The organism is Paenibacillus puerhi, from assembly GCF_009846885.1.
Taxonomy (GTDB): Bacteria; Bacillota; Bacilli; order Paenibacillales; family NBRC-103111; genus Paenibacillus_G; species Paenibacillus_G puerhi.
This window is the reverse complement of the sequence record NZ_WUWM01000010.1, coordinates 164,484-189,892: the sequence shown is the minus strand read 5'-3', so window position 1 is coordinate 189,892 and position 25,409 is coordinate 164,484. Positions and strand designations below refer to the sequence as shown.

The window sequence follows — 25,409 nt, the reverse complement described above, 5'->3', positions numbered from 1 at the left end:
GGGTGCCCGCTACCGAGATTTGCGCCTTTTCCTTCTGAATCTGCAGGTCAGTCGGATCGATGCGGAACAGAATGTCGCCCTGCTCGACGAACTCGCCGCGTTTTTTCAAGACCTGGAGCACATCCCCATTGACCTTGGCTACGATATCCATCTGGACGGAGGCGGAGATATCGGCCACCTGCTCCAGCGGCTCGCCGATTTTTTTCTTCTCCACCGGAGCTACCTTAACGGTTTTCACTTGCGACTCGGCGGTTACGGCGGGCTGCTCGGCAGGTTGGGCCGAGCAGCCGGCGACCAGCGCTGTGCTGATCACGACGGCACTCAGCACCTTGGAGCTGGATGTCATTTTGTTTTTCTTTTTCGGATTCATGGATCGATTCTCCTTTTCCCTATATCTGTCTATGTCTCTGATTACAGGATTAATGGGTAGCGGAAGTGACGTTCGCGTCGACGGCCGCTTTCTCCTTCTTGCGGAAACGTCGGCCAATGCGACGCTTGAATCCTTCGATCAGATCATAGGCAACCGGTACGACGACAAGCGTCAACAGCGTAGATGTGGTTAACCCCCCGATTACGACTACCGCAAGACCTTTAGAGATAATAGCTCCCTTCGAGAAGCCCAAGGCGAGCGGCATCAGAGCGATAATCGTTGCCCCGGCTGTCATGATAATCGGACGAAGCCGGGTCATACCTGCCTCGATCAGCGCATCGCGGACCGAATGCCCTTCTTCGCGAAGCTGCTGAACACGGTCCACGAGAACGATAGCATTCGTGACCACGACCCCGATCAGCATCAGGAAGCCGATGAGCGACGTGATATTGATCGACTCACCCGTAATCAGCAGCGCTACCAGTCCCCCGATCGCAGCCAGTGGCAGCGAGAAGAGAATAGCGAATGGCGCGCTACCGTTGCCGAACGCCAGCACCATGATCAAGTACACAATAAAGACCGAAGCGAGCATCGCGACAAACATTTGTTTGAAGCTCTCCTGAATATCGTCCGTTACCCCTTTTACTTCCGTACGTACGCCCGGCGGCAGCTCGAGCTTATTCAATTCATTCGTCACCTTCGCGCTTATGCCGCCCTTATCAGCAGAATCGATTTTGGCTGTTACCCGTAAGAACTGCGTCTGCTGATCACGAGTGATCGTGGCAGGCGCTTCGATCTGATTGACCTTGGCTACTTCATTTAAGGCTACCTTCACGCCCGTCGGTGTCATAATCGAGAAACGTCCGATTTTATCAATGGAGTCTTTGAAGCTGGGATCTACCATTACCTTTGTTTCGAAGGTCGCATTATCAAACTTTAGATCACCAATCTTCTCTTCAGCCAGCCAAATATGTACGCCTTCCATGATTTGCGAGGAGGACAATCCATACAAACGAGCCTTGTTCTGATCGACGCTGATTTCCACTTCCATCTTGGATTCGCTCAAGCTGTCCTTGATATCGACAAGCTCAGGGAATTCTTTCATCTTTTCTTTAACCTGTTTGGCGCCTTCCTGGAGATAGAGCATATCTTCGCCCTTCAGCATGTAGTTGAAGTCCGCTCCCCCGCTTCCCGTGCCGGCCATGCTTAGCACCGCTCCTTCAGCTTCTGAGCCGGCCGGGAGCAATTCCCCGATCCGAGTTTTGAATTCTTGGGCGACCGCCTTGGCATCCGAAGCTTCGGAAGCTACCGCGAAGAAGGACGAGCGGTACGGGATACGATCGCTGCCCATGTTATACCCAATCGAAGACTCTACATAATCGAAGGTCGGTTGACCGGCCGGGTCTTTGGACTCGAACATCATGGCTTCGATCTCTTTGACCTTCTCGTTCATAGACTCAATGGTCGTCTCACGAGGCATTTTAATCGAGAACTGCATCATTTTATCCGAATCGCTCTCCGGCATAAAACTCTGAGCAAGGAATGGCACCGTCCCCACAATGGAGACAACCAGAAGCACTACCGAAATAATAACCGTCAGAATCCGATGGTTGAGTGACCAGAGCAACGCCTTCTTGTAACCAATAGACACTTTACCTACCGCTGCTTCATCATGGGTTTTAATATTTTTACTGCTCAGTACGAGCAGTTTGGCTAGCATCGGTATAACCGTGACCGCAACGATCAGCGAGGATAACAGCGCCACGCCCAGCGTGATAGCGAACGGGCGGAACACTTCTCCCAGCACGCCGCTAACGAAGGCGATCGGGGCGAATACGCCTACGGTCGTAATCGTAGAGGAGGTAATGGCAGAGGCCACTTGGGCCGTAGCCATCTTGATGACCGATTCATTTCGCTCCTGCGCCTTCTGCAGTTGACTGTAAATATTCTCGATGACGACAATACTATCGTCGACTACACGGCCGATCGCAATGGCCATACCGCCGAGCGTCATAATATTAAGAGAAATCCCTAGCGGCGCCATGACCATTAGCGTAATCAGCATCGAGAGAGGGATGGAGACCAAAACGATGATCGTCATCCGAACATTTCTTAAGAAGAGCAAAATCATGATGGAGGCGAGCAAGGCGCCCAGGATGCCCTCTTTCAGCATTCCGTTAATCGATTCCTTAATATCCTTGGCGCTGTTATAAATACCTTGGAAGGTAATATTCGGGTACTGCTGCTTCCAGCCTTCCATCAGCTTGTCGGCCTCGTCGCCGAATTCCACCGCGTTGGCATTTTTAGTCTTGTACAAGCGCACGCCGATGGCCGGTTGTCCGTTCAACCGGGAGATAAACGTAGATTCCGTGATGGCTTCCACCTTCGCGATATCCTTAAGCGACACCGTCGTACCGGAAGCCGTACTGATCTTCATATTCTCTAGGCTGTAGATGGTGTTCAGATCGCTTTTGACCCTGACCATCTGCTCGGTCCCGTTAAAGTCGACCGTACCTGCAGGACTCGTCGCAAGCGCCGCCCTGATGCTTTGGGAAACTTGAACCGGTGTCAGGCCGTAGTTGTTGATCGCATTGCCGTTCAGCTTCATCGTCAGTACCGACTCCTGATTACCGATAGAGTCGATATGGTCGATCCCTTTCATCGCGTTAAAGCCAGGCTCGATCACATCTTTATACAGCTTATCAAGCTCTTGCTGCCCCATGCCGTTCTGCGCATAAAGCGATAAATAGTATACCGGCTCGGAGGCAAAGCCGAACGTTGTTACCTTCGGCTTCTCGGAGCCGGACGGCAATCTCACATTGGAGATCAAGCCCTCTACATCGCGCTTGGCGTCGTCTGTATTTACCGACTGCTCCAGCTCCAATACAATCTGTGAGAAGTTATCGCTTGAGGAGGAACTGAGATTCTTTAGCCCCTCCAGGCTTGCTACCGCCTTCTCCAGCGGCTCGGTGACGCCATCCAGTACATCCTTAGGAGGCGCCGTGTACTGAGTAGTAATGAGCACTACCGGGAACGAAATGTCCGGCATGCTTTCGACCTTCAATGTCGTTGATGCAAAGACTCCACCTCCGAACAAAAGAAGGACGATGATGATAACAGCCGTGATGTTTTTCATGGAAAAATTCGTTAATTGATTCATCTCTCTACTCCTCCATTAGAATTGCTGACAACTTAGACGCAGCTTTTTCAGGGAACCCTTCAATTTATGCAAATAAATCGAGGATAACGACTGTATTAAGTTATCTCCTTGCCATTTTGACCCTCATAAAGCTGTTGTCTAACGAGCAGCCACTCCTCCTCCAGTCCTTCTAGCTTCGAAGATATAAGACCATACATCGCTACAGATTCTTCAAATCGCCTTTTCGCAGCTTGGAAGGAATTCTGTTCGTCAGGGGCGATATCCGTCAGTGTCTCCATAGCGGACAGCGTGGATTGAACCTGCTGAGTCATAGCGTCCATCTTCTGCTTGGTTGAACGAAGGGCGGTCGCATTGACATCATCAGCAATGTAATAGTAGTCCTTCCGGTCGCTGCTGCTTGTAAGCTTCTGGCACATGGAATTTCGCTCCAGAGTACGTACCTGGACGCTTACAGCGGCTTTGGACACGCCCAGCTGCTCAGCCATTGATTGAAGGCTCACAGGCTCCGGAGCGAACAGCAGCAGCCCAAAAATCCGACCTACCAGCGGGCTGAAGCCTTCCGACTCGAAAGACTGGGACATCGCATGGCTAACCAAGCGCTTCAGATCCGTAAACGAATGCGGTGTTTGATTCATCTTGCTCTCCTCAGTTATGTATGTTTTGATCGTTAAGAAGGATGTTAACGATACAAACGTAATACTTGAAACCGGTTCTGTCAACCATTTTTTCAATGAAACAAAAACCGTCCCTGCCAGGTTTTACGCACCCGGGCAGAAACGGTTTCATTCCCTGCTCCAAACTTTTTTAAAAATATCAGAGGATTAGTCCGTCGTTTCGAACCAGGAGATTTGCTGGGAAGCCAAAAGCTTCTTTTGACCGTTAAATGTTTCGTAGACTTTCAAATCGTAATCTTTTAGAAATCTGACCATATACATAAATTCTCTATTATCTTTGCTCAGCTTGAACTTCTCTTTCTTGCCCAGCTTGATTTGTCCGGTTTGGTTCTGCAGCGGATCCGTTCCATTCTCCGTATTCTGCTCCTCAAATTTGGAAAGGTCCATATCCCAGCTAAACTTGACCCTATCCTCTCGGTCCTCAACAGCAATGGTCAGCTTGCGGCCTTCCAGATTCGTTTCGCTCAACAAGCTTTTCGTCAGCTCATAATCAAAGTAGAGCTGAATCCCCGTCTCGTCTCCGCGTGTATGAATCTTGCTCATGGACAGCTTGTATGGACCAACTTCCATATCCTGCGCCTTCGACTTAACCTCCTGGTTTTCGGCAGGCAGCCAGAACGAAGCGGCATTCACGTAAGCATCAGGCTCATCCTTGCCTTCGCTCAGCTTATCCTGTGTAATCGCATCGCCGATCAGAAGCTGCAAGCCTTCTACAGAAAATCCTTTCTTCACGGGAGTGGTCAGAAAGAGCAGCGCGGTGCCTCCCGGTGTAATTTTGCTCTTGATCTCCGGATTCGCAGCCGGCAGCACGGAGCCGTCCGCCGCACGGAAGGAGGTCACCAGCTTAGGCATGTCATTGGAGCGCTTCTCCAGGTTGACGGCTTCCAGTTGAACGGCGATCGTATCCGAGGTGTCGCCCGAATAGGTCGTCAGATTGCGGACTTTGTAGCTGGAGCTCCGCCCTACGCTCGTCACCATATAGGTATCCCCGACATTGTTCAGTGGGATGCTCATGAGCTCCGAGCTGTGCACGAACTCGAGCAAATCCTCGGTCGTACTCGTATCCGTAGAGCCGCCTGTACCTGAGCCGTCTCCCGTTCCGCCCGTTTTTTCCTGCAGCACAAGCTTCGCCTTGGCAAATTCGTACGTATAAGGAATCTTGCCGATAAATTGATACTGCAGGCTGCCGCCTGCGGACAGACCGATCACCTTATCCGTACGGATCAGCTTCGCCTCTACCTTGATGTTGTCATCCAGCATGAAATATCCGGTGAGAGCTGGAAGCGGGAGCGATTCGCTGCCCTTATTGCCTAGCGTTAGCGTGGCGGCCAGGATGTCCTGATCTTCCCAAGGCGTACGATAAACAGAATTCAATTCGGCGGTGTAGGAGCCATCCTTGTTCGTAAAGTCATAGGTCTGACCCGTGCCTACGCTATCGGGCTCGGATATGGGAGGCAGGGCAAAGAATGCCACCGGCAGGTTCAGCTTTAAATCAGCGGCATGTTGGACAATCACCAGCTGCCACCCTTCCACCTTAAGCGACACAGGGACCGAACCGGTCAGCTCGAGGCTCTTGTCCGTCTGCGGGTTGATCGTCAATTCCTTCGCGCCCTTCGCATTGAGCGGATACATATAGCCCTCCGCCGTGCGAATCATATATTGATAGGTGGGAACGGTTACGCTCCGGCTGCCGGTATTCGCCATTTTAAGCTTAATGGTCGGCGTATAATTTTTCTCATTCTTGCCCACATAGACCTTCTCGACCGTCGTGCTGACGGGATTGTCATTCATGGAGATCGTCTGTGAGCTGCCCGGAGCTGTAACGATACTGTACGTATCTGGAACCGGGATTTGACCGATGGTTCGCTCGAAGTTCGCTTGTGTGAAATCCCATTTAATAACATCGAAAATGAGATCTTTCAGCTCGGTCGCTTGATTCACGGTAGCATAAAAGCCGATATCCTGACTCGATTTCGGGGTCACGCGGTTTTTTTCCTTATCCTGCGGCAGTACCTTTACCGTGATCTGATTGCCGGACTTCGTCCGCAGCCTCACCCAATAGTCGATAAACTGCAGGTCGCTTGTCCCGTTATTATTCACCGTCAAAGTAAAGATAACGGTTTTTCCACCTTGCTCCGGCATCATATACAGATTTTTAAGCTCGAACGTGCCTGTCGGCGTTACTGCCACCTGCCCGATCGCCGGCGCAGTTCCCGTAGACAGGACGGCAGCGCTTGGGGCGCCGGTCCCGCCGGAACCGTCCGCCGCATAAGCGGGGACGGCGCTGCCGAGAGCAAGAGTGGAGGCAAGGAGCCAGAGGCTGGCCCGCTGATTGCGTTTGCGTCTTATGTTCATGTTTGTGGTGATCCTCCTCTAGACATGGTGAGTGATATCAATGTTTGATGATCGTACGGCTAACCCGCCATCGGCATGGCATCTATGGGACCATTCGGATTATCCTTGATTCTCTGCAGCATTTGATTGCCCTCGGTTTCCCATTGCTTCAAGGCATCGCGCACCGACATCTTGCCCTCGGCCGCTTCCTGGAACAGGCGGGCGCCGATGTTGTTCACCTGATACAAGTTTTGATTCTCGCGGTAGAGCTTGAAATCCTCCTGCATTGGTGCCGGCATTAACGTAGTGAATGCCTTCATGTTGAAATCCAGACCGTCTTTTTTCTTGATATATTTTTGACGGGATACGATATTATGATTGCTGCTTGCCTTGAGCTTAGCCCAATCCTCGCCGTTAATGAACTGGATATACTTCCAGGCCTCTTCGGCGTTCTGCGCCTTGGCGTTGATCCCCATCACGCTTTCCATGCCGATATTGGCTCCTACATCCGGCGCCTCCTGGTGGACGGGCAGCGTCACTACATCCCATTCGAACGGAGTGAAGCCCTTGATATTTTGACCATTCTTCATGGCATTGTTAATCCGATCAAGATCACCGTAATAGGTGATAGCCATCGCCGTGCGGCCGGATAAAAAGTCATCATGCTGGAAAGGATTGTAGTCTTCGGGTGCCTGCATGTGCATATTGCTCATGTCCAGGGGCTCCGGCAGAAGCTTTTCCGTCTTCAGCTGCACCAATGTCTTCCAGACGTTCTCCCATTGGTCGGTATTGACCGTCATTTTCTCCGCCTTGTCATCAAATATACGAAGCTGAAGCGGGATCGTGTAAGACTGAGTGGTATAGTAAATATCGCCGCCCATGCTATAGGTGGAGAAGGAGAAGCCGTATTTGCGGTCCTTCCCCTCGCCCTTGGACAGCCGGCGCGCCAGATCAAACATATCCGGCCAAGGCATCTTATCCGTAGGATATTCCACACCCGCTTCATCGAACATCTTTTTATTGTAAATAACGGCCGAGGAATTAAATGTTGGGGAAAGCCCATAAATTTTGCCGTCGCCGGCTTTCTTGATTCCATCCAGCACCGCAGGGACGATGTCAGTCGTGTCGAACTTGTCAGTGCTTATGCGCGGATCAAGCTGGGTAAGCAGGTTTTCCTCCACCAAATTCGGCAGCTGCTCATAACCAAACATCACAACATCGGGCGGATTGTCGCCATTCATCAGTTCCTTCAGCTTCTCAGCCGGGTCCTTCGGCTTTTCATTCGGATCAGGGCGTCCATATCCATACATATACCGGTCATCCATCGTAGGAATGATCTCGATCTTCACATTTTTGTTCGCGAATTCATAAAGCTCGGTAAAGCGCTGGCGGAAATACTCATCATTGGGGCCGGCGTACATCGTCGTCGCGATTCGCAGCACCTTCTCCGTCTTATCGTCGGTACTTCCCGCCTTCGTGCAGGCTTGCAGTACAGGCACCATGAGTCCGACGCTGAGCGTGACCAGCATTGTGCGTTTTAAACGTTTATTCATCTTTCTTTTCCCTCCGATTTCGTTTAGCTGATCTTTACTTTTGGTCATTCGTCTGTCTGCCCGTCCAGCGATTTCGGTGTTTTGATAATGATCTGCTCCCCGTCAAATTCCATCGAAGCTTTGCCCTCGATCCCCAGCGACTTCAGGTAGGCCGCCGGGATCTGCAGCCTGCCCACGCGGTCGAGCACTACATATTCCTCGTGGACGCCTCCAAGCGCAGCTGCAGCCTCTGCTTCCGTCTGATCCAGGCTCGGGTTGCGTTTGATAAATTCGGTGCTCGTCATGCCATCCCGGATAGCGACGACCCGATCCACTTTCCCAGCGAGCGTCATATCATGGGTAACGATGACGATCGTCACTCCAAGCTCTTTATTCAGGCGGCGGAATATATCCATAATCATATCCGACGTTCTCGTGTCGACTGATCCGGTCGGTTCGTCCGCGAGCAGCAAGGAAGGTCGGTTGGCAAGCGAGATGGCAATCGCCACTCGCTGCTGCTCCCCGCCGGAGAGCTGCTGCAGCTTGTTATGTATCCGTTCCTTCAGACCGACCCACTCCAGCAACTGTCTGGCATAGGCGCGGTCGTAGACCCCACTCAGCATCATGGGCATCTCTACGTTTTCCAGAGCGGTTAGATACGGAATCAAGTTCCGCGCGTTATTCTGCCAAATAAACCCGACTGTTTTTCGCTTATACTGAACAAGCTCTTCATCCGTAATCTTGAGCAGGTTCCAATCGCCAACACGAACCTGACCGGCGGAAGGGCGGTCCAGACCGCCCAAAATATTCAACAACGTCGATTTCCCGCTGCCGCTGTTCCCGATAATTGCCATCATCTCACCGGGAGCCACTTCAATATTGAGGCCTTGCAGCGCGACGACCTCCAGGTCGTCGGTCTTATATATTTTGACGAGTCCCTCACAGTAAATCACTGCAGCATCACTTCTCCTCTCCAAGCTTCACGGCCTGATGAACCCGCAATCGCCGGATGTGGAGGAACAGCAGGCTCGCGCCGGTCAGCATCATGACTGCGACAACCAGATACAATTGACTGGTATCCCGCGAGTCAAAGATCACACGGAACGGCGGCACCTGGGTCTGCACATTCTCGGAGTTCTGCAGGAAGGGCAGGAACAAATAACTCGTCAGCTTACCGATTCCGAAGCCCAGAGCGATTGCAAGACCTGCGGTGAACAACTGCTCAAGCAGCAGCATACCTGTCAGTTGGCGGCGCGATAAGCCCATGGCGCGCAATACCCCGAATTGAACCACGCGGCTCGACAGGTTGAAAAACCAGTACAACACATAGCCGATTAACGAGACGAATACGGAAACTAAGAAGCCAAGGCTCAATATACCGAAAACGCCGCCCCTAGCAGGATGCTTCTTCTGAATAACCAGCTCGCTTTTCACGTCCTTCACAGTGGCAATGTCTACGTTTTTGGCGCGTAATGCCTCAAGCATAGGCGTTACCTTTGCCCCGTCCTTCAGCTTCAACCATACATCGTAAGGCACCACGGGAGCCTGGTCATACACATACTCCAGATTCGCGATGAAAAACGGGATTTCATCGGGATATTGGCTCGGCCAGTAAGGCAGCGAGGCGACGACGACGAATTCGACGGACTGGCCGGATATCGTAATATTCATCAGGTCGCCCGGCTTGATGTTATGCCGCTCGGCAAGCTTGGTCGGGATAATGACCGCTTGCTCATATTGTCCAAGCAGGTTGAGATATTGATTTTGATGAATCTTGAACAGATCCTTGCGGAACCAGCCGACCTCGGCAAAATCGACATTGTCGATCCCCATCAGCATCCCTTGGCCGATCGATTTGCCCGAGACAACCGCATTGCTTTTCAGGGTCATGACGCGTGCTGCGTGCTCGACGCCCTCCAGCTCGCGAAACAGCTCAAACGGAGGCTCGATGAAGCGCAGCTTCGGAGGCGGCTGAGCGCCGCCCTGCTGACCGCCCTGCCCTGGGCCCGCGCCTCCTCCTTGACCGCCTTGGCCTTGGCCTTGGCCTTGGCCCTGACCTCCCTGTCCTTGACCTTGGCCTCCTTGCCCCCCTTGCGAGGAATTGTTCTGAGGGAGCTCATCAGAAACCGCGACCCAGTCGGCCCGCATGATCACGTCGGTACCGTAGGCGTAAAGAATGCGGTCCGTTGAGTTCAGATCGATCGTACGGGCTGCCGAGGCATTATAAATCCCCAGGCCTAGTGTAAGAATAAGCAAGATCATCAGCGGATAATAGGCCGTTGATGAACGACTGAGCTGGGTCAGCGTCAAGTAAACCGGTACCGGCAGCAGCCGCTTGCCAAGCCAGTTTCCGATGCGCAGCAGCCATGGGAACAACCGCAGGAAGAATAGCCCAAGTGCGATAATCGATAGTGCCGGAATGAAGAACAGCAGCGGATGAACCTGCAGTTGATCCGTCGTCATACCCGTCTGACTGAATAAGTCCTGGCGCTGGCCGAACAGATAATACCCATAACCGACCAGTCCCAGCAAAGCGACATCCAGAAACCATTTTTGCCAAAACGGCTTTTTGTCCGACCGGGCAAGCTTCTGCTTGTAGCTGACAATCGAGGCGCGCGCGAATATGATCGCCGGAATGACACTGGCCAGAATCGCAATGACCACCGCGGCCGCTCCGTACAGCAGCGCATCCGCAGACACGCCGACCGGCACGGCCTTCCGGTCTACGAAGGTCAAGAAACCGCTGGAGGAGCCTATACTCTTCGCCATGAACCAGCCCAGCATCGGCCCAAGCACGAGAGCTATGCCGCCAAGCAGCAAGCCTTCAAGCAAATAGATCCAAATAATTTGCCCCGTGCTGCCTCCCCTGCTTCGAATGACAGCAATGACGGTGCGCTGCTTGTCAAGCGACTGCCTCGCGTTCATGACGATGTAGTAGAATACCATCGCGATCATCGGCGCAGCCAGCGTGAACAGCATAATCTGCAGTTGGACGCTTTGCACCTTGAACTCCTGAAGCAGCGGAATGAACGAGATGTCCACGCGCGTATTCTTAAGCAGTTGGAACAGTGTCATCCCAAGCCGGTCAAGCTTCCTTTCCAGCATGGACAGCTGACTCGTCTGAATCTCGCGCAGATCGAAGGCATAATACCAATTCGCCAGATTCAGCGGTATTTTTTTGCTGGTCAACAGGTGATCCTGAAAGCCCGCTTCGCTCATAAAAGCCGAACTGAGCAGCCCTTCCAGACCTTGGTACCAATAGGGATGGTTATCGTCCAGCGGCTTATAGGCGCCGACGATCTTGATTTTGATCGGCGCTATGCCGAGCCCGCCCGCGATCGGATAGGTAAACGTATCTCCGACGCGCATATCGCCCCGATAAAGCCCCTCCTCGAACATGACTACCTCGACGACGCCATTTTGCGGCTGCTCCGAGAACCAGGCACCCTGGGTCAGCTCTACCTTCTCCTTTAACCCGGATTGGGCAAATAACGTGAGCTGGCGGCGCTTGCTGGCATCCACCTTCGTCGGATCCTCCGGCGTAATCTGGGCTGCTCGGATGGAGTATGTACGAACGAAGGCATCGTATGGAAAAGCGATCTCCTTGGGCAGCTCCTCAGCGATATACCCGTCCACTTCCTTCAGGTCATTCAGATCGGCACGTTCGCTGCCGCTGGCCTGATAGCGGATCATCACGGAGCCTGCAGGCAGTCCGTCGCTTTTCTCTTCCAGTGTCTTGGCGACGACACGCTTCAGCGAGCCGTCCGCATACATAGGTATGCTGGTAGTGAAAGCGACGGCCATGATAAGGCCGACCAGTGTGCTGAGCGTCAGCCACCTGGTATTCCACATTTTCCGGAAAAGAAAACGAAGCATCGGCATTAGCGACCCACTACTTTCTGCCCAGGCGTAAGACCCTTCAGGATCTCCACCTCAGTCGGGGTTTGCTGGCCGATCTCCACATCCACTTCCCGCTTGCTTCCGTCAGCTTCCTGCACTTGTACATAGTTGCGTCCGGAATACGAACGAAGCGCAGCGACCGGGATGACCACCGCGTTCTCCTTGCGATTGGTAATGACGGTGACGCTCAGCGGTCTGCCGCGGTCGACGCCCTGCGGGAACGGGTCTAGCTTCACGAGCATATAATTCTCGATGGAATCGGGCTGCCTCTGCCCGTCTCCCGGATAGCCGCCATTGTTGTTGTTCTCGTTCGTCTTCGGATTAGGCAGCTGCTGAACTGTGCCTTTGTGCTGTCCGAGAGCGTTGATATCGACGCGCACCTCCATGCCGACGGCCACCTTCTTCAGATCGTCTGCGCTCAAAGTGGCGGCCACTGTCAGCTGCGACAGATCCGCTATCGTGGCGACTGCATCGTACGCCTTGACCGAATCGCCCTTCTTCATATAAACAGAGACGATGGTGCCGGAGAACGGAGCCGTCAGGCTCGCTTTGGCAATCGTGCTTTCGAGCTTGTTCAGCTTCTCCCTCTCCAGCTCAAAGGAGATCTTCGCCTGCTCGATCTCCTCTGCGCTCTTGCCGTCGGCGTTGCGCAGCGTTTCGATCATCGCGAGTTCATCCTTGCGGGTCTGAAGCCGTTTCTGTTTGAGCTCGCTCTCCAGCTCCGTAACGTCAAGCTCCGCGATCACTTGGCCTTGAACGACATTATCGCCGGTTTTGACCAGCATATTTTTGATCCTGCGGCTCGTCTCGTCGGTAAAGTACAAATCCTCCTCGACCGTTGCCATCATCCGGCCGGATCCCCTTGCTGTAGACTCCAGCGTCCCTGTTTTCACCTGATATTCCGGCTTCTTGGACAGCTTCGGAGCCTGGATAACCGGAATCGTCTCCTCTTCCTCCTCCTTGGGCAGCAGCGAGCAGCCGGAGGCTAAAGCCATCGATAATGCCAAGCAGGCTAAAGCCGCGGGCCTAGCCGCTTGTTTAGCTATTGATAAATTTCCCATCCACCATTTCGAAAACACGGTCGGCTACCTCCATTATTGTCGGATCATGTGTCGTCATACAGATCGTCATGCGCTCCGTTTCGATGATGTCGCGGAACACGCCCATCACCTGTGCGCCCATCTGCGAGTCAAGCTCGGCGGTCGGCTCGTCCGCAAGCAGCAGGCTCGGCTTATGCGCGATGGCTTTGGCGATGGCTACCCGCTGCTGCTCGCCTCCGGACAGCTCGAACGGACGATGATGCATCCGTTTGGCCAAGCCGACAAGCTCCAGACAGTGCGTAACCCGCGGCTTCCATTGCGCTCTCGGGATACCTGCCATCCGCATGGACAGCTCGACATTTTCCCAGGCGGACAACAGCGGCATGAGAGCGAATGACTGAAAAATAAAACCGATTTCTTTCCTGCGTATGTATGTCCGCTCATCATCGCCGCATTGATGAAACAAATGCTCCTTGAACCTGATCTCGCCCTTATTCGGCTGGTCGAGACCGCCGATCAAATTCAGCAGCGTCGTTTTACCCGAGCCTGACCTGCCTTTCAGCATCGCAAGCTGCGTCGGATACAACGAAAGGTCGATCCCTTTGAGCACATGAAGCTGCTGTCCTCCTACCGGGAACGATCGCTCCACGCCGGACACTGTCAGCAGCGGCACGCTCGTATCGATCGCCGGCTGCGGGCTCATCCCGACCTGCCGGGCCTCGACTGTCGGAGCGGCCTCCTGAATATGACGATCATCCGGTCCGCCGCCTGTGCCCTCCTTCTCCCCCGGAGAAGCAGATCCTGCAGCCGCCATCTCGGCTTGCTCTTTATGTTTGCGCAGCCAACGGATCATGCTGACCCTCCTTTACTTTTCAATATCGACAGTTTACGCTATGTATGCACACCTTGATAGACGATGAAGTCGTTCAAAAAGTTACAGCACCTATGGAAAAATTAATAATTGCTTCCAACTTGCCTGCCTAGCAAACAGGCATCCGTCCCGCGACGAATGCCTGTTCGCTTTCAGCCTATCGGCTTCTGAATTTCTGGGAATGCTCCTTGGCCTGCTCAACGGTCATGATCCGGTTGCGCTGCCACTCCAGCAGAATGCGATCGATATAACGAAAATGAATTTTACCGGCAAATACCGCTTCCTTCAGTCCCGCCAAGATCAGCGCCTCTGGATGACCGTCCTTGTCGAGCCAGCCCGCAATCGATTCAAGCTCCATCGGGGTCAGCGGCCGGCCGAATTCCCGCTCGAATATCGAGAAAATATCCTTTCGCTCCCCGCGAGCTGCGGCTGCAAGCCTCCGGTTCGCCCGCTCCTCTAGCCACTCCTCCGCCCGGAGAACCGCCAGCTTCTCAAGCAGCGGCGTCCAATTATAGGCTTCGCTGTGAATGCCGGTCGCAGGATCCCTCGACTCGTCGATAAGCAGCAAGCCTTCGAGCATCAGCTTCTGCACCGCGGCGATCACCTTTTCCTGCGGCACGGACATACGGGCTTGCAGCTCCTCCAAGGTCGGAAAATCTTTCTGCTCCTTCTGCTTAAAGGCCATCACCTGAATAATCAGCATAGCCTCGAGCTCAGACAGCCTCAGCCGCGGGTAATAACGGAGCAGCCAATAAGGAATTTCGGCATAACTATCCGCCAACCCGCCGATCAGTATCGCTGACAACTCATCAAGCTCACGATCATTTCCTCTCAAGACTTAAGTCCTCCCCCTGCTTTTACTACCCTTGTTCTCTCGTGCGCAAGGCTCCATCTCCTGCAACGGCTAAGGGTACAAGCGATTCAGGAGCCTAGGGAACGGAATCGTTTCACGCACATGATCGAGTCCACAGATCCAGGCTACGGTCCTCTCCAGACCCAAACCGAACCCGGAATGCGGCACCGAACCGTACTTGCGCAGATCGAGATACCATTGATAGGCATCCTTGGACAGCTCATGCTGCCTGAACCTTTCCTCCATCAGCTCCGGGTCGTCAATCCGCTGGCTCCCGCCGATAATCTCCCCGTAACCCTCGGGTGCAATCATATCCGCACATAACACAACCTCAGGACGGTCGGGGTCCGGCTTCATATAGAAGGCTTTGATTTCAGTCGGGTAATGGGTGATGAAGACAGGCTTGTCGTAGCTCTGAGCAATGGCCGTTTCATGAGGAGCGCCGAAATCTTCGCCCCACTCGAATTCATGACCGTTATCCTTCAGGAACTGCACCGCTTCATCATACGTTATACGCGGGAACGGAGCTTGAATGCGCTCCAGCTTGGAAATATCCCGATCCAAGGCGGCCAGCTCCTTGGGACAAGCCTTGAGCACCGACTGGACCACATAGGCAACGAACTGCTCCTGGATCTCCAAGCTTTGCTCATGAGTGACGAATGCCATCTCCGGTTCAATCATCCAGAACTCGATCAGATGCCGACGAGTCTTCGATTTTTCCGCGCGGAAGGTAGGACCGAAGGAATACACCCGGCCTAGCGCCATAGCGGCTGCCTCCATATAGAGCTGGCCGCTCTGCGTTAAGTAAGCGTCCTCGTCGAAATATTTCGTATGGAACAAGTTGGTCGTTCCCTCGCAGGAGGATGGAGTCAGAATCGGCGGATCGACCAGATGAAAGCCGCGTTCGTCGAAAAATTGCTGCACGGCCCGTATAATGTGCGAGCGCACGGCAAGGATCGCCCGTTGACGTGGCGTCCGAATCCACAGGTGGCGGTGGTCCATCAAATAATCGACGCCATGCTCCTTCGGCGTAATCGGGTAATCCGTCGCCAGCTGAATGAGCTGGACATCCGTTACGCTTAGCTCAAAGCCATCCTTGCTCCGTGTATCTTCCCGAACCACTCCCGTTACATAAAGCGAGCTTTCCTGCGTCAGCTTCGCTGCGTCTTCCCATACCTGCTCCGAAACCTCGCTCTTCACGATCACTCCCTGGATATACCCGGAGCCATCGCGCAGCTGCAGGAAACGGATCTTTCCGCTCGACCGCATATTGTGCAGCCAACCTCCGATGGTGATCGTTTGCTCTACATGCCGACCAATCTCGGAGATCATGATTACATTCCGGCTCATTCCGCCATCCTCCCCGCTTCCTATGGATTGAACTCAAGGAGCGCCGGCGAACAAACGTTCGACCGGCGCCCTTTTCCCATTCTACACGTTATTCTACAGGATTGCGATCTAAAATCAACCGGTACGTATCCCGGGCGATAACCAGCTCTTCATTCGTCGGAATAACCAGCACCTGAACCCGGGATTCCGGCGTCGAAATGGCACGGTCATCCTGCGACCGCCGGTCATTCGCTTCCTCATCCAGACGAAGCCCGAGATAAGTCAGGTTGCGGCATACCGCGGCTCGGAGCGGGGCCGAGTTTTCGCCGACGCCTGCAGTAAAGACGATCGCATCAATGCCGTTCATTGCTGCCGCGTAGGCTCCGATGCATTTGCGCAGCCGATATTCGTACATCTCGAAGGCCAAGGCGGCATTTTTGTCGCCCTCTCCCATCGCCTGCGTAATTTCCCTCATGTCGCTGCTGAGACCCGAGATGGCCATCAACCCGCTATGCTTGTTCAGCATCGAGTTCACCTCGGACAACGTCAACTCCTCCTTGACCATGGCAAAGGGTACGATGGCCGGATCAATATTGCCGCTCCGCGTCCCCATCATCAGACCCTCGAGCGGGGTCATTCCCATGCTCGTATCAAAGGACTTGCCGTGAAGCACGGCCGCGCAGCTCGCCCCGTTGCCGATGTGGCACGTAACAAGCTTCAATTCTTCGATCGGCCGGCCCATATAGGACGCCGCTCGCTCGCTTACATACGCATGCGAGGTTCCGTGGAATCCATAGCGGCGAATTTGATGCTTCTTGTAGAGCACCATCGGAATCGGATATAGGTAAGAGACAGCCGGCATCGTCTGGTGAAAGGCCGTATCGAACACGACCGCCTGGGGAATATCCGGCATATTGGCCTCAACGGCCTGAATGCCGAGCATATGGGCCGGATTATGCAATGGAGCCAGATCAAATAACCGCTTGATCTCCTGCTTGACCTCTTCATCCACGAGCACGGAGCTTGAGAAGGACTCGCCTCCATGCACCACTCGATGGCCAACGGCTTCAATCTCGCGAACCGACTTTAACACGCCGAATTCGGGGTGTACCAGCATATCCAGCACGCGGCGAATCGCGGTCGTATGCTCCAATATTTCCCGAACCTCTCGGATATCCTGCTTCCCCTCAGGCTCATAGGTCAAAATCGCCGACTCCATCCCGATCCGTTCGACCTTGCCCTTGGCCAGCACCGACTCATCCTCCATTTTGTACAGCTGGAACTTGAGGGAAGAGCTGCCCGCATTAATGACGAGCACAATCATAACCGGTCACCATCCTTGTCATAACGGAAAAATCCTTGTCCTGTCTTCGTACCGAGAGTTCCAGCGCGGACCATCTGCTTCAACAGGAACGAGGGACGGTACTTCAGCTCGCCGAACTCGCGGAACATCCGCTCCATAGCGGCCAGCACGGCGTCCAGACCGAAGCGGTCGGCCATTTCCAGCGGGCCGTAATGAAAGTCATAGCCGATCCGCATCGCGCTATCGATATCCTCGGCGGAAGCGACACGTTCGGAGAGCGCGTGCATCGCTTCGTTGATCAGCATGCAGATGAGCCGCGTAGTGATGAATCCAGGAGATTCGTACACCTGTATACCGCGCTTCTGAATCGTGTCCTCCACAAATCGTTTGGTCTTCTCGAACGTTTCCTCGCTCGTCTTGACCGCCCTTATGATTTCCACAAGATGAATTTTCGAAACCGGGTACAGGAAATGAAGTCCGATAACCCGTTCTGGAAGATTCGTCTCGGCTGCCATCTCCGTTAAGCTGAGAGTCGACGTGTTGGAGGCCAGCACGACCTCCGTCGGGCAAAGCTCGTCCAACCGGGCGAACACCTGCTTTTTTAGCTCCAGGTCCTCGGTAACGGATTCTATGACCATATCGCATTCCGCCAGGCGGCTCCAATCCGTAACCTTTTGGATTTTGGATAAAATTAATTTCTTCTCCGGGACCGTTATGGCCCATTTTTCCAATTGCTTGTCCAGGCTGATTTCAATCTGTCCCCAGGCTTGCTCCAGACGTTCGGGCGAACGTTCGACCAGCAACACATCAAGCCCTTTTGCAGCGAGCATCTCAGCGATGCCTTGCCCCATTGTACCTGCTCCGACGACACCGATTTTGGTGAATATCATAGGTTGTCTCTCTCCCTTCCTACACCTTCCCAGTGATATTATACACAATGACAGGTCGTTTTCATAAAACAAATGTCACACGTTAACGACTAAATCTAGACATATCGGTGAACGCGGACAGTTTCGTTCAGACCGCCATACCAGCGGGAATGCCTAGTAAAAAACCCGCCTCCCGTGGACAATCCAACGGAAGGCGGGCAAGACTTTGAAGATGCTCTTACGCCAAGCGGGCCGCGCGAGCCTCTTCGTAAGCGGCGATTTTATCAGCATGCTGCAGCGTCAGACCGATATCGTCCAGACCGAGCAGCAGGAACTGACGGCGATGCTCGTCAAGCTCGAACTGAATATGAAGACCTTGAGCATCCGTAATCGTGTTGCTCTCCAGATCGACGGTAAGCTTGTAGCCTTCTTGAGCAGCGGTACGCTGGAACAGGTCCTCCACTTGCTCTTCGCTCAGCTTGATCGGCAGGATGCCGTTCTTAAAGCAGTTGTTATAGAAAATGTCGGCGAACGAAGGCGCGATCACGACTTTGAAGCCGTAATCCTGAATCGCCCACGGGGCGTGCTCACGGGATGATCCGCAGCCGAAGTTTGCACGGGAGATCAGCACCGACGCGCCTTGATAACGCGGCTGGTTCAGACTGAACTCGGGAATAACGTCGCCCTTCGGGCTGAAACGCCATTCGTAGAATAAAAACTGGCCGAAGCCCGAGCGCTCGATGCGCTTCAAAAATTGTTTGGGAATAATCGCGTCCGTATCGACATTCACACGGTCGACCGGGCCAACGAGTCCGGTATGCTGTTTGAAAGCTTCCATGTCGAATCTGCTCCTTACATCGGGAAAATGGTAGTGATCCGTTCTATGATAATAGGCTTACGCTTCTTGTTTAACTTTGAACTCCCAGTCGCGAACGTCTGTGAAGCGGCCTTTGATGGCGGCAGCAGCAGCCATGGCAGGCGAGACGAGATGCGTCCGTCCATCGCGTCCTTGACGGCCTTCGAAGTTACGATTGGACGTCGAAGCGCAGCGTTGTCCCGGTTGAAGCACGTCGGGGTTCATCGCAAGACACATCGAGCAGCCCGCATCGCGCCATTCGAATCCGGCTTCTGTGAAAATTTTATCCAAGCCTTCCTTCTCGGCTTGAATCTTCACGCGGCCAGAGCCTGGAACCACGATCGCCGTCACGTTCGGCGATACCTTATGCCCTTGAGCGACGCTTGCCGCAGCGCGAAGGTCTTCGATCCGTCCGTTCGTACAGGATCCGATAAATACATAATCGATCGGAATTTCGCTCATTGGCGTTCCCGGCGTCAGACCCATGTATTCAATCGCTTTCTCGGCAGCCTTGCGTTCATTCTCCGTAGTGAAATCCGCAGGATTCGGCACGCTGCTCGTGATGTCCGTGCCCATGCCCGGGCTTGTTCCCCAGGTTACTTGCGGAATCAGGCTGTCAGCGTCAAATTCAACGACACGGTCATACACGGCGCCTTCATCCGTCGTCAGCTTCTTCCACTCCGCTACGGCTTGGTCGAAGGCTTCGCCTTGAGGCACATAGTCGCGTCCGCGCAAGTATTCGAACGTCGTCTCGTCCGGAGCGATCAAACCGGCGCGAGCGCCCGCTTCGATCGACATGTTACAGACGGTCATCCGCTCTTCCATCGACAAGGCACGAATCGCCTCGCCCGTATATTCGATGACATAGCCCGTTGCAAAGTCCGTACCGTACTTGGCAATAACGCCCAGGATCAAGTCCTTCGCAGTTACGCCCGGCTTCAGACTGCCGTTAATGCGCACTTCCAGCGTCTTTGCCTTGGATTGCTGCAGACATTGCGTCGCAAGCACGTGCTCCACTTCGCTTGTACCGATACCGAACGCAAGTGCGCCGAATGCGCCGTGCGTAGACGTGTGGCTGTCGCCGCAGACGATCGTTTTGCCCGGATGCGTCAGACCCACTTCAGGTCCCATAACGTGTACGACACCCTGGTCGATGCTGTCCAGGTCAAACAGCTTGACGCCGAAGTCCGCACAGTTCTTGCTCAGCGTATCGATCTGCTGCTTAGAGATCGGGTCTGTGATGTTGAAACGGTCCTTGGTCGGTACGTTATGATCCATCGTCGCGAACGTCAGATCGGGACGGCGCACCTGACGGCCGGCAAGCCGAAGGCCTTCGAATGCCTGCGGGCTCGTTACTTCATGAACCAAGTGCAGGTCGATGTAGATGATACTTGGCTTCCCCTGCTCCGAATGGATAACATGGTTGTCCCAAATCTTTTCAAACATTGTTTTTGCCATCGGTTACACCTCTAGTCTTGTAGGAATAATTCTTAAGGTCTTGCTGCTTTGTTTTCCTTGCTTAATGAACATCCTACCATGTTCAACTTCATTGTTCCAAGATATAATATCTATAGGATTGATAATTAATAACTATAAAGAAAGGCAGCTTCGATACAAATAAAAGCAGCCCCTCCTCTTCCGAGAAAGGCCTGCTTTCCGTAATTCGCTTATAATCCGCTTTAATGAATGCTTTTCTTTTCCATGTTGCCGCCGAGCACGTCGGAGACTTGCTGAATCGAGATAAACGCCTTGGGGTCGATTTCCTGAACGATCGATTTCAGCTTGGCGACCTCCAGACGCGTAACGACACAGTAGATCATCTGCGTATCTTCCTTGGAATAGCCGCCTTTGGCATAAATAAACGTCGTGCTGCGACCGAGTCTGTTCATGATCGCATCGGATATTTCCTCATACTCGGAGGAGATGACAGTAGCCGACTTGGACTCCTCCAGACCTTCGACCACAATATCCATAACCTTGGATGCGATATAGAAGGTGAAGATCGAATACATCGCGGAATCCCAGCCGAAGACGAATCCGGCTACGATGAAGATGACAACGTTGATCATCATGATGATCTGTCCGACCGGCATCCTGAACCGTTTGGACAGCAGAATAGCCACAATTTCGGTACCGTCCAGCGAGCCGCCATAACGGATGACCAGCCCGACTCCGAAGCCGAGAATCAGACCGCCGAACAGCACTGCGAGCACCTTCTCATTCGTAAAGGGATCGGCATGATGCAGAAGAAGCGTCGTTACTGACATGGCAGAAATACCGTACAGCGTGGAGATGGCAAACGTTTTGCCGATTTGCTTGTACCCGACCAGCAGGAAAGGAATGTTGAATACAAATATGAACAAACCTAGCGGCATTGAGGTCAGTTTGGCTACCATAATGGAAATACCGGTGATGCCGCCGTCCAGAACCGTGTTAGGTACCAGAAACAGCTCGAGAGCCGTAGCCATAAGAATGGCGCCGATCGTAATAAAGATGAAACGCTGGATAAACTCAACGATAGATAACTTTCTATGATTCTTTGCCAAGCCTAATTTCCTCGCCTTCCTGCAAGCTTGTCACTTTTTGTATAGTGTTCAGTTTACATGATGAAGGCCTGCATCACAATTCGAACATTTATTCCCACATTACTTATATAACGGAAGGGGATTTTCTCCACATGGAACTTCGGCAGCTTCAATATGCTTTGCAGATTGCCATAGACAAAAACTTTTCGCGCGCCGCCGAAAAGCTGCACATCGCCCAGCCTTCCCTAAGCCAGCAATTGTCCAAGCTCGAGAAGGAAATTGGCGTCCTTCTCTTCCAGCGAACCACCAATTCCGTCGAGGTCACCCACGCCGGGTCGTTATTTGTGGAAAAGGCCCAGAAAATACTCGACATGGTCGAGCAGCTGAAGCAAGAGATGGAGGATATCTCGCAGATGCGCAAAGGAAGGCTCGTCGTGGGCAGTCTGCCGATCACGGGCGCCCATGTGCTGCCGCTCGTGCTGCCTGTGTTCCAGGAGCGCTACCCTGAAATAGATATCGTCCTTGTCGAGGAGACGACGTCGAATCTGGAGCATCTAACCGCAAGCGGGCAAGCGGATATCAGCCTGCTGTCCTTGCCGCTGATCGACGACGCGCTCGCTTATGAGCCGGTCATCGAAGAGGAGATCGTGCTGGCCGTGCCGCAGCACCATCCGCTGGCCGAGCTGGCTATGGCCTCGGATCCGGCCCCGGTCGACATTGCCCTGCTGCAAAACGAGCCTTTCATTGCCTTGAAAAAGGGACAGGGCTTCCGGCAAATTACGGTCGAGCTGTGCAGCGGTGCCGGGTTCATGCCGCGAATCGTCTTTGAAAGCAGCAATATCGAAACGGTTCAGTCGCTCGTTGCAGCAGGCATGGGCATAGCCATGGTACCTCATATGGTGTCGAGAGGACGCTGGAGCGAGCTGGCGCCCGTGTATCTTCCGCTCCGCAGCCGTCCGTTCCGAACGCTGGTCGTCGCTTATAAGAAAGGACGCTATTTATCCAAGGCGGTAGAAGCATTTATGGATACGTTCCGCGAAGTGATGGCCATAGATCAGGTAAATATAGACAATTCCAACCGGAATCTATACAATAAATGATATTTACAAAAAATATCATAGATGTATGTCTGTATGAATAAAAGGGGCGTTTGTCGTTGGAAGCAGTCCATAAACAGGTTTTCGAGCATCTCGAATCCATTATCCAGAGGCTGGACAGCCGATTGAATTTGAAATTATTTGCTATAGCCGGCGTGGATCAGGCCCATCAGTTGAAAGCATTTCGAATTCAGCGCATGCTTGCCAAAATCAATGATCGCGAAACCCACATCATCTCGGAGGAGCTTTCCGCTCCCGAGGATGTTTTCTCCAAGCTTGGCTTGGTAGGCGGGGATTCGGTCGTTGAGTTAAGGAGGTTGTTGGATGATCCCGCTCACTTTTCGTTCAGTTCCTTGGTCCCACAGCCTCAGTCCATATCGGAATCCGGCTCCCCATCCAAGTCATTATCCGATACTGCTGGACCGGATGATAGCGGGGACCTTGCTGCTCCGTACGAAGGAGATGGAACGATTACGCCGGGATCCGCAGGCAAGGATTTATTTTATGCCGGCAGGCTCTGCCTTCAGACCGAAGCAGCCGACCTTCAAAATATCACCTACATGGCGGCTGTACAGTATGCCGATCCTGAGACCCGTTTCTTGTTCTGGGAAAAATCGAATGTTTCCTTTTTGAGAATGATATTAGACTACTATTTCATTGATTTCTACGAGAACCATCCCGACTTCGAATCTGAATTTGTGGTGCGAACTCATCACGACGGGGAGCTTGTCAAAAAATACCGTGAAGATAGCATAACATTTTTGCAGCGCATGATCCGGCTGTTCGTCGGTAAGATCGAAGATTTGCTTGTCAGCGGAACAGGCTTGAAGAGCTTGTCTTCTTTACTCCCGGATCTAACGTCAGGCGCTCCTCAGTTTTATATAAACAACCTGCTCGAGAAAATCGACGGCATCTCCACACGAACATATGAGGGGGAAAGTCCCTTCGGCTGCATGCTGCTAATGAACCGCGACAAGCTCATGAACGACCGCCTTGTGAAGTATGCTATCCAGTTTCAAAGCGAGGATGATCGACTTAGCTTCGATGATGCCAGACGTATACGCAAGCTCTTGGAGCTAACGAACACGGAAAGCGATCTTTATCTCATAGCCGATCCTCAAGGCGTATACGGAATAGGCGAGATCGACTGGAGCGAGGTGGACGATACGCTTCTGATCAAGGTGGAATTCAAGGGCTTGTCTCGCTACGACATACAACTTCTGACCGTGCATCCGAAGAAAGGCTCTGAATCGAGCATGGTGTCGACCGATAATAAAAAAACGTTCAAGCAAACCGTAAATTATGAAATTTCTCCTCACCCGCTGCTCAGCGTTTCCTTTAAACGACCGGTAGCACTCGACGGAGGCTATACGCCCGAGCGGTTCAGACAACTATTAAAAGCTCAATTCGATCAGCCTCGCTTGCCCCTCAGCGAGGAATCGATCGAAAAGCTTCAGTTACTCGTTCAACAGGCCAAGGACCAACAAAGCGGAACGATGGTTGTAATAACAGAGCTTGCGACCGCCGAAGCAGAATTAAAAATATTACGCAAGCAATCGACGCTGATCAAGCCGAAAGAGATCAAGCCCGCTTTCATCGGTTATTTAACTTCTATCGACGGCGCCATCTATCTGGATACGTCCGGAGCTTGCCATGCCATCGGCGTCATTCTGGACGGCTTGGCCCAAGAGCATCAGGGCGATGCAAGTCGCGGAGCCCGCTATCACTCCGCCTACCGTTACCAGGAGAAGCTGCGGCTGGACAAAAATGGCGCAAAACCGTGCGTTATAGCGATCATCTCCGAGGATGGGACCGTGGACCTTATTCCCGAGCTGCACAATGAAGCGAGCGTCCGCCAACTCGTTACCGAATATGTCGATTACATCAAGGAACACCATGAGCTTACCCAAGACATGCTCACCGACTTCGAGGAACGCCTCAATCTGATTTCGGAAGGATTGATCGACCATTTCCAGTATTTCATTATCGGAGACGTCTTTTTCGAGAAACAACAGTATAAGAATGCTCACCGCTATTATTCCAAAGGCCTGGAACTGTGCGGAAAATTTTATGTAACGTATAATCGCGCGCAGGCTTTATCCTTGTTTCGCTACGTGAGAGATGACAAGGAGGAGTTGTCTGCCGAGGAGAAAACGGAAGCCTACAAGGAAGTCGCCCGTTACTTCGATACTATTATTGATACGGCCCAGGCTTCGGACTTGATCTCCAACGATTACAACTGCCGGGGCAATGCCCTGCATCGTATAGGCCTGAAAGCCGATGAAGAGGAAAAACACCGCTATTTCGACCAAGCCCTGCAAGACTTTAATCAGGCGATCAGCATGAGAAAAAATATCGATGCACCGACTTACAGAAACCGCTCTTATTTATACATAACGATGGGGAAAAGGACAGAAGCTTTGGAGGACCTGATAACAGCCGAACTCACGAAATCACAGGAATCGCGGCTTCCTATTATTATGCAAATTGTGAAGCAGGATCTGTCCTATTTCCATAAGGCTATCTCCATCTACAACCATAAAAAAACCAAAAAAAGGGATAGCGAAGTTTTGCGAAAGGCTCTTATGGAATATGGCGCTTCTCTGGAGTTAGACGACGATGAGACAGCAGCTGCCTTGGAAGAGCTCAGTAGCGAAGGGCATACAATCAACAAAACCGATACAGCAGGTGAATAG

General features: G+C 52.8%; 18 protein-coding genes. 2 read left to right on the top strand and 16 right to left on the bottom strand.

All coding sequences use genetic code 11. The features are described 5' to 3' along the window. The 16 genes from GSF01_RS11585 to GSF01_RS11510 all read right to left on the bottom strand — a co-directional run. The coding region (locus tag GSF01_RS11585) for a biotin/lipoyl-containing protein (RefSeq protein ID WP_159884079.1) at window positions 1–370 on the bottom strand (370 nt) is incomplete at its 3' end. A gap of 49 nt (window positions 371–419) precedes the next feature. Continuing rightward, complete coding sequence (locus tag GSF01_RS11580; protein ID WP_159884077.1) at window positions 420–3,530, bottom strand: efflux RND transporter permease subunit; 3,111 nt, start codon at window positions 3,528–3,530, stop codon at window positions 420–422. 95 nt (window positions 3,531–3,625) lie between these two features. Further along, window positions 3,626–4,165: a GbsR/MarR family transcriptional regulator gene (locus GSF01_RS11575; RefSeq protein ID WP_159884075.1), complete on the bottom strand. Its 540-nt coding sequence runs from the start codon at window positions 4,163–4,165 to the stop codon at window positions 3,626–3,628. Between the two features lie 186 nt (window positions 4,166–4,351). Next, entirely contained in the window at window positions 4,352–6,559 is a 2,208-nt protein-coding gene (locus GSF01_RS11570) for a hypothetical protein (RefSeq protein ID WP_159884073.1), read from the bottom strand. A gap of 59 nt (window positions 6,560–6,618) precedes the next feature. Further along, window positions 6,619–8,091, bottom strand: coding sequence for an ABC transporter substrate-binding protein (locus tag GSF01_RS11565; protein ID WP_159884071.1), 1,473 nt, complete (start codon window positions 8,089–8,091; stop codon window positions 6,619–6,621). Between the two features lie 44 nt (window positions 8,092–8,135). After that, a complete protein-coding gene (locus tag GSF01_RS11560; protein WP_159884069.1) occupies window positions 8,136–9,023 on the bottom strand; it encodes an ABC transporter ATP-binding protein in 888 nt (295 codons plus the stop codon). Between the two features lie 7 nt (window positions 9,024–9,030). Further along, a complete protein-coding gene (locus GSF01_RS11555) occupies window positions 9,031–11,952 on the bottom strand; it encodes an ABC transporter permease (RefSeq protein WP_159884067.1) in 2,922 nt (973 codons plus the stop codon). After that, complete coding sequence (locus GSF01_RS11550; protein ID WP_407945759.1) at window positions 11,952–13,049, bottom strand: efflux RND transporter periplasmic adaptor subunit; 1,098 nt, start codon at window positions 13,047–13,049, stop codon at window positions 11,952–11,954. The genes GSF01_RS11555 and GSF01_RS11550 overlap by 1 nt, the downstream gene beginning before the upstream one ends. Continuing rightward, window positions 13,009–13,863: an ABC transporter ATP-binding protein gene (locus GSF01_RS11545; RefSeq protein ID WP_159884065.1), complete on the bottom strand. Its 855-nt coding sequence runs from the start codon at window positions 13,861–13,863 to the stop codon at window positions 13,009–13,011. Before GSF01_RS11545 ends, GSF01_RS11550 begins: the two co-directional genes overlap by 41 nt. Window positions 13,864–14,038: 175 nt before the next feature. Further along, window positions 14,039–14,716, bottom strand: coding sequence for a DnaD domain-containing protein (locus GSF01_RS11540; protein WP_159884063.1), 678 nt, complete (start codon window positions 14,714–14,716; stop codon window positions 14,039–14,041). Between the two features lie 69 nt (window positions 14,717–14,785). Then, window positions 14,786–16,084 carry an asparagine--tRNA ligase gene (gene asnS, locus GSF01_RS11535; protein WP_159884061.1) on the bottom strand — a complete coding sequence of 433 codons (1,299 nt, stop codon included), beginning with the start codon at window positions 16,082–16,084 and terminating at the stop codon, window positions 14,786–14,788. Between the two features lie 88 nt (window positions 16,085–16,172). Continuing rightward, on the bottom strand, window positions 16,173–17,387 hold the full coding sequence (locus tag GSF01_RS11530) for an acetate/propionate family kinase (RefSeq protein ID WP_159884059.1): 1,215 nt from the start codon (window positions 17,385–17,387) through the stop codon (window positions 16,173–16,175). Continuing rightward, window positions 17,384–18,256 (bottom strand): 3-hydroxyacyl-CoA dehydrogenase family protein, encoded by an 873-nt coding sequence (locus GSF01_RS11525; RefSeq protein ID WP_159884057.1) that lies wholly within the window; start codon window positions 18,254–18,256, stop codon window positions 17,384–17,386. The genes GSF01_RS11530 and GSF01_RS11525 overlap by 4 nt, the downstream gene beginning before the upstream one ends. A 217-nt stretch (window positions 18,257–18,473) precedes the next feature. Continuing rightward, a complete protein-coding gene (leuD, locus tag GSF01_RS11520) occupies window positions 18,474–19,073 on the bottom strand; it encodes a 3-isopropylmalate dehydratase small subunit (protein WP_159884055.1) in 600 nt (199 codons plus the stop codon). A 57-nt stretch (window positions 19,074–19,130) separates the two neighbouring features. Continuing rightward, window positions 19,131–20,549 carry a 3-isopropylmalate dehydratase large subunit gene (gene leuC, locus GSF01_RS11515; RefSeq protein ID WP_159884053.1) on the bottom strand — a complete coding sequence of 473 codons (1,419 nt, stop codon included), beginning with the start codon at window positions 20,547–20,549 and terminating at the stop codon, window positions 19,131–19,133. Window positions 20,550–20,770: 221 nt separating this feature from the next. Next, window positions 20,771–21,637 (bottom strand): YitT family protein, encoded by an 867-nt coding sequence (locus tag GSF01_RS11510; RefSeq protein ID WP_159884051.1) that lies wholly within the window; start codon window positions 21,635–21,637, stop codon window positions 20,771–20,773. A gap of 131 nt (window positions 21,638–21,768) precedes the next feature. Here GSF01_RS11510 and GSF01_RS11505 point away from each other — a divergent pair, with 131 nt between their 5' ends. Together GSF01_RS11505 and GSF01_RS11500 are read left to right on the top strand one after the other, a co-directional pair. Next, window positions 21,769–22,716, top strand: a complete 948-nt coding sequence (locus tag GSF01_RS11505; protein ID WP_159884049.1) for a LysR family transcriptional regulator — start codon at window positions 21,769–21,771, stop codon at window positions 22,714–22,716. Between the two features lie 56 nt (window positions 22,717–22,772). Beyond that, window positions 22,773–25,409: a tetratricopeptide repeat protein gene (locus tag GSF01_RS11500; protein ID WP_159884047.1), complete on the top strand. Its 2,637-nt coding sequence runs from the start codon at window positions 22,773–22,775 to the stop codon at window positions 25,407–25,409.

Coding starts and splice junctions, on each gene's coding strand:
- GSF01_RS11530 (WP_159884059.1), bottom strand. CDS start 17,387: ATGATTGTGCTCGTCATTAATGCGGGCAGCTCTTCCCTCAAGTTCCAG.
- GSF01_RS11565 (WP_159884071.1), bottom strand. CDS start 8,091: ATGAATAAACGTTTAAAACGCACAATGCTGGTCACGCTCAGCGTCGGA.
- GSF01_RS11570 (WP_159884073.1), bottom strand. CDS start 6,559: ATGAACATAAGACGCAAACGCAATCAGCGGGCCAGCCTCTGGCTCCTT.
- GSF01_RS11555 (WP_159884067.1), bottom strand. CDS start 11,952: ATGCCGATGCTTCGTTTTCTTTTCCGGAAAATGTGGAATACCAGGTGG.
- GSF01_RS11525 (WP_159884057.1), bottom strand. CDS start 18,256: ATGATATTCACCAAAATCGGTGTCGTCGGAGCAGGTACAATGGGGCAA.
- asnS (WP_159884061.1), bottom strand. CDS start 16,084: ATGAGCCGGAATGTAATCATGATCTCCGAGATTGGTCGGCATGTAGAG.
- GSF01_RS11505 (WP_159884049.1), top strand. CDS start 21,769: ATGGAACTTCGGCAGCTTCAATATGCTTTGCAGATTGCCATAGACAAA.
- GSF01_RS11545 (WP_159884065.1), bottom strand. CDS start 13,863: ATGATCCGTTGGCTGCGCAAACATAAAGAGCAAGCCGAGATGGCGGCT.
- GSF01_RS11580 (WP_159884077.1), bottom strand. CDS start 3,530: ATGAATCAATTAACGAATTTTTCCATGAAAAACATCACGGCTGTTATC.
- leuD (WP_159884055.1), bottom strand. CDS start 19,073: ATGGAAGCTTTCAAACAGCATACCGGACTCGTTGGCCCGGTCGACCGT.
- leuC (WP_159884053.1), bottom strand. CDS start 20,549: ATGGCAAAAACAATGTTTGAAAAGATTTGGGACAACCATGTTATCCAT.
- GSF01_RS11575 (WP_159884075.1), bottom strand. CDS start 4,165: ATGAATCAAACACCGCATTCGTTTACGGATCTGAAGCGCTTGGTTAGC.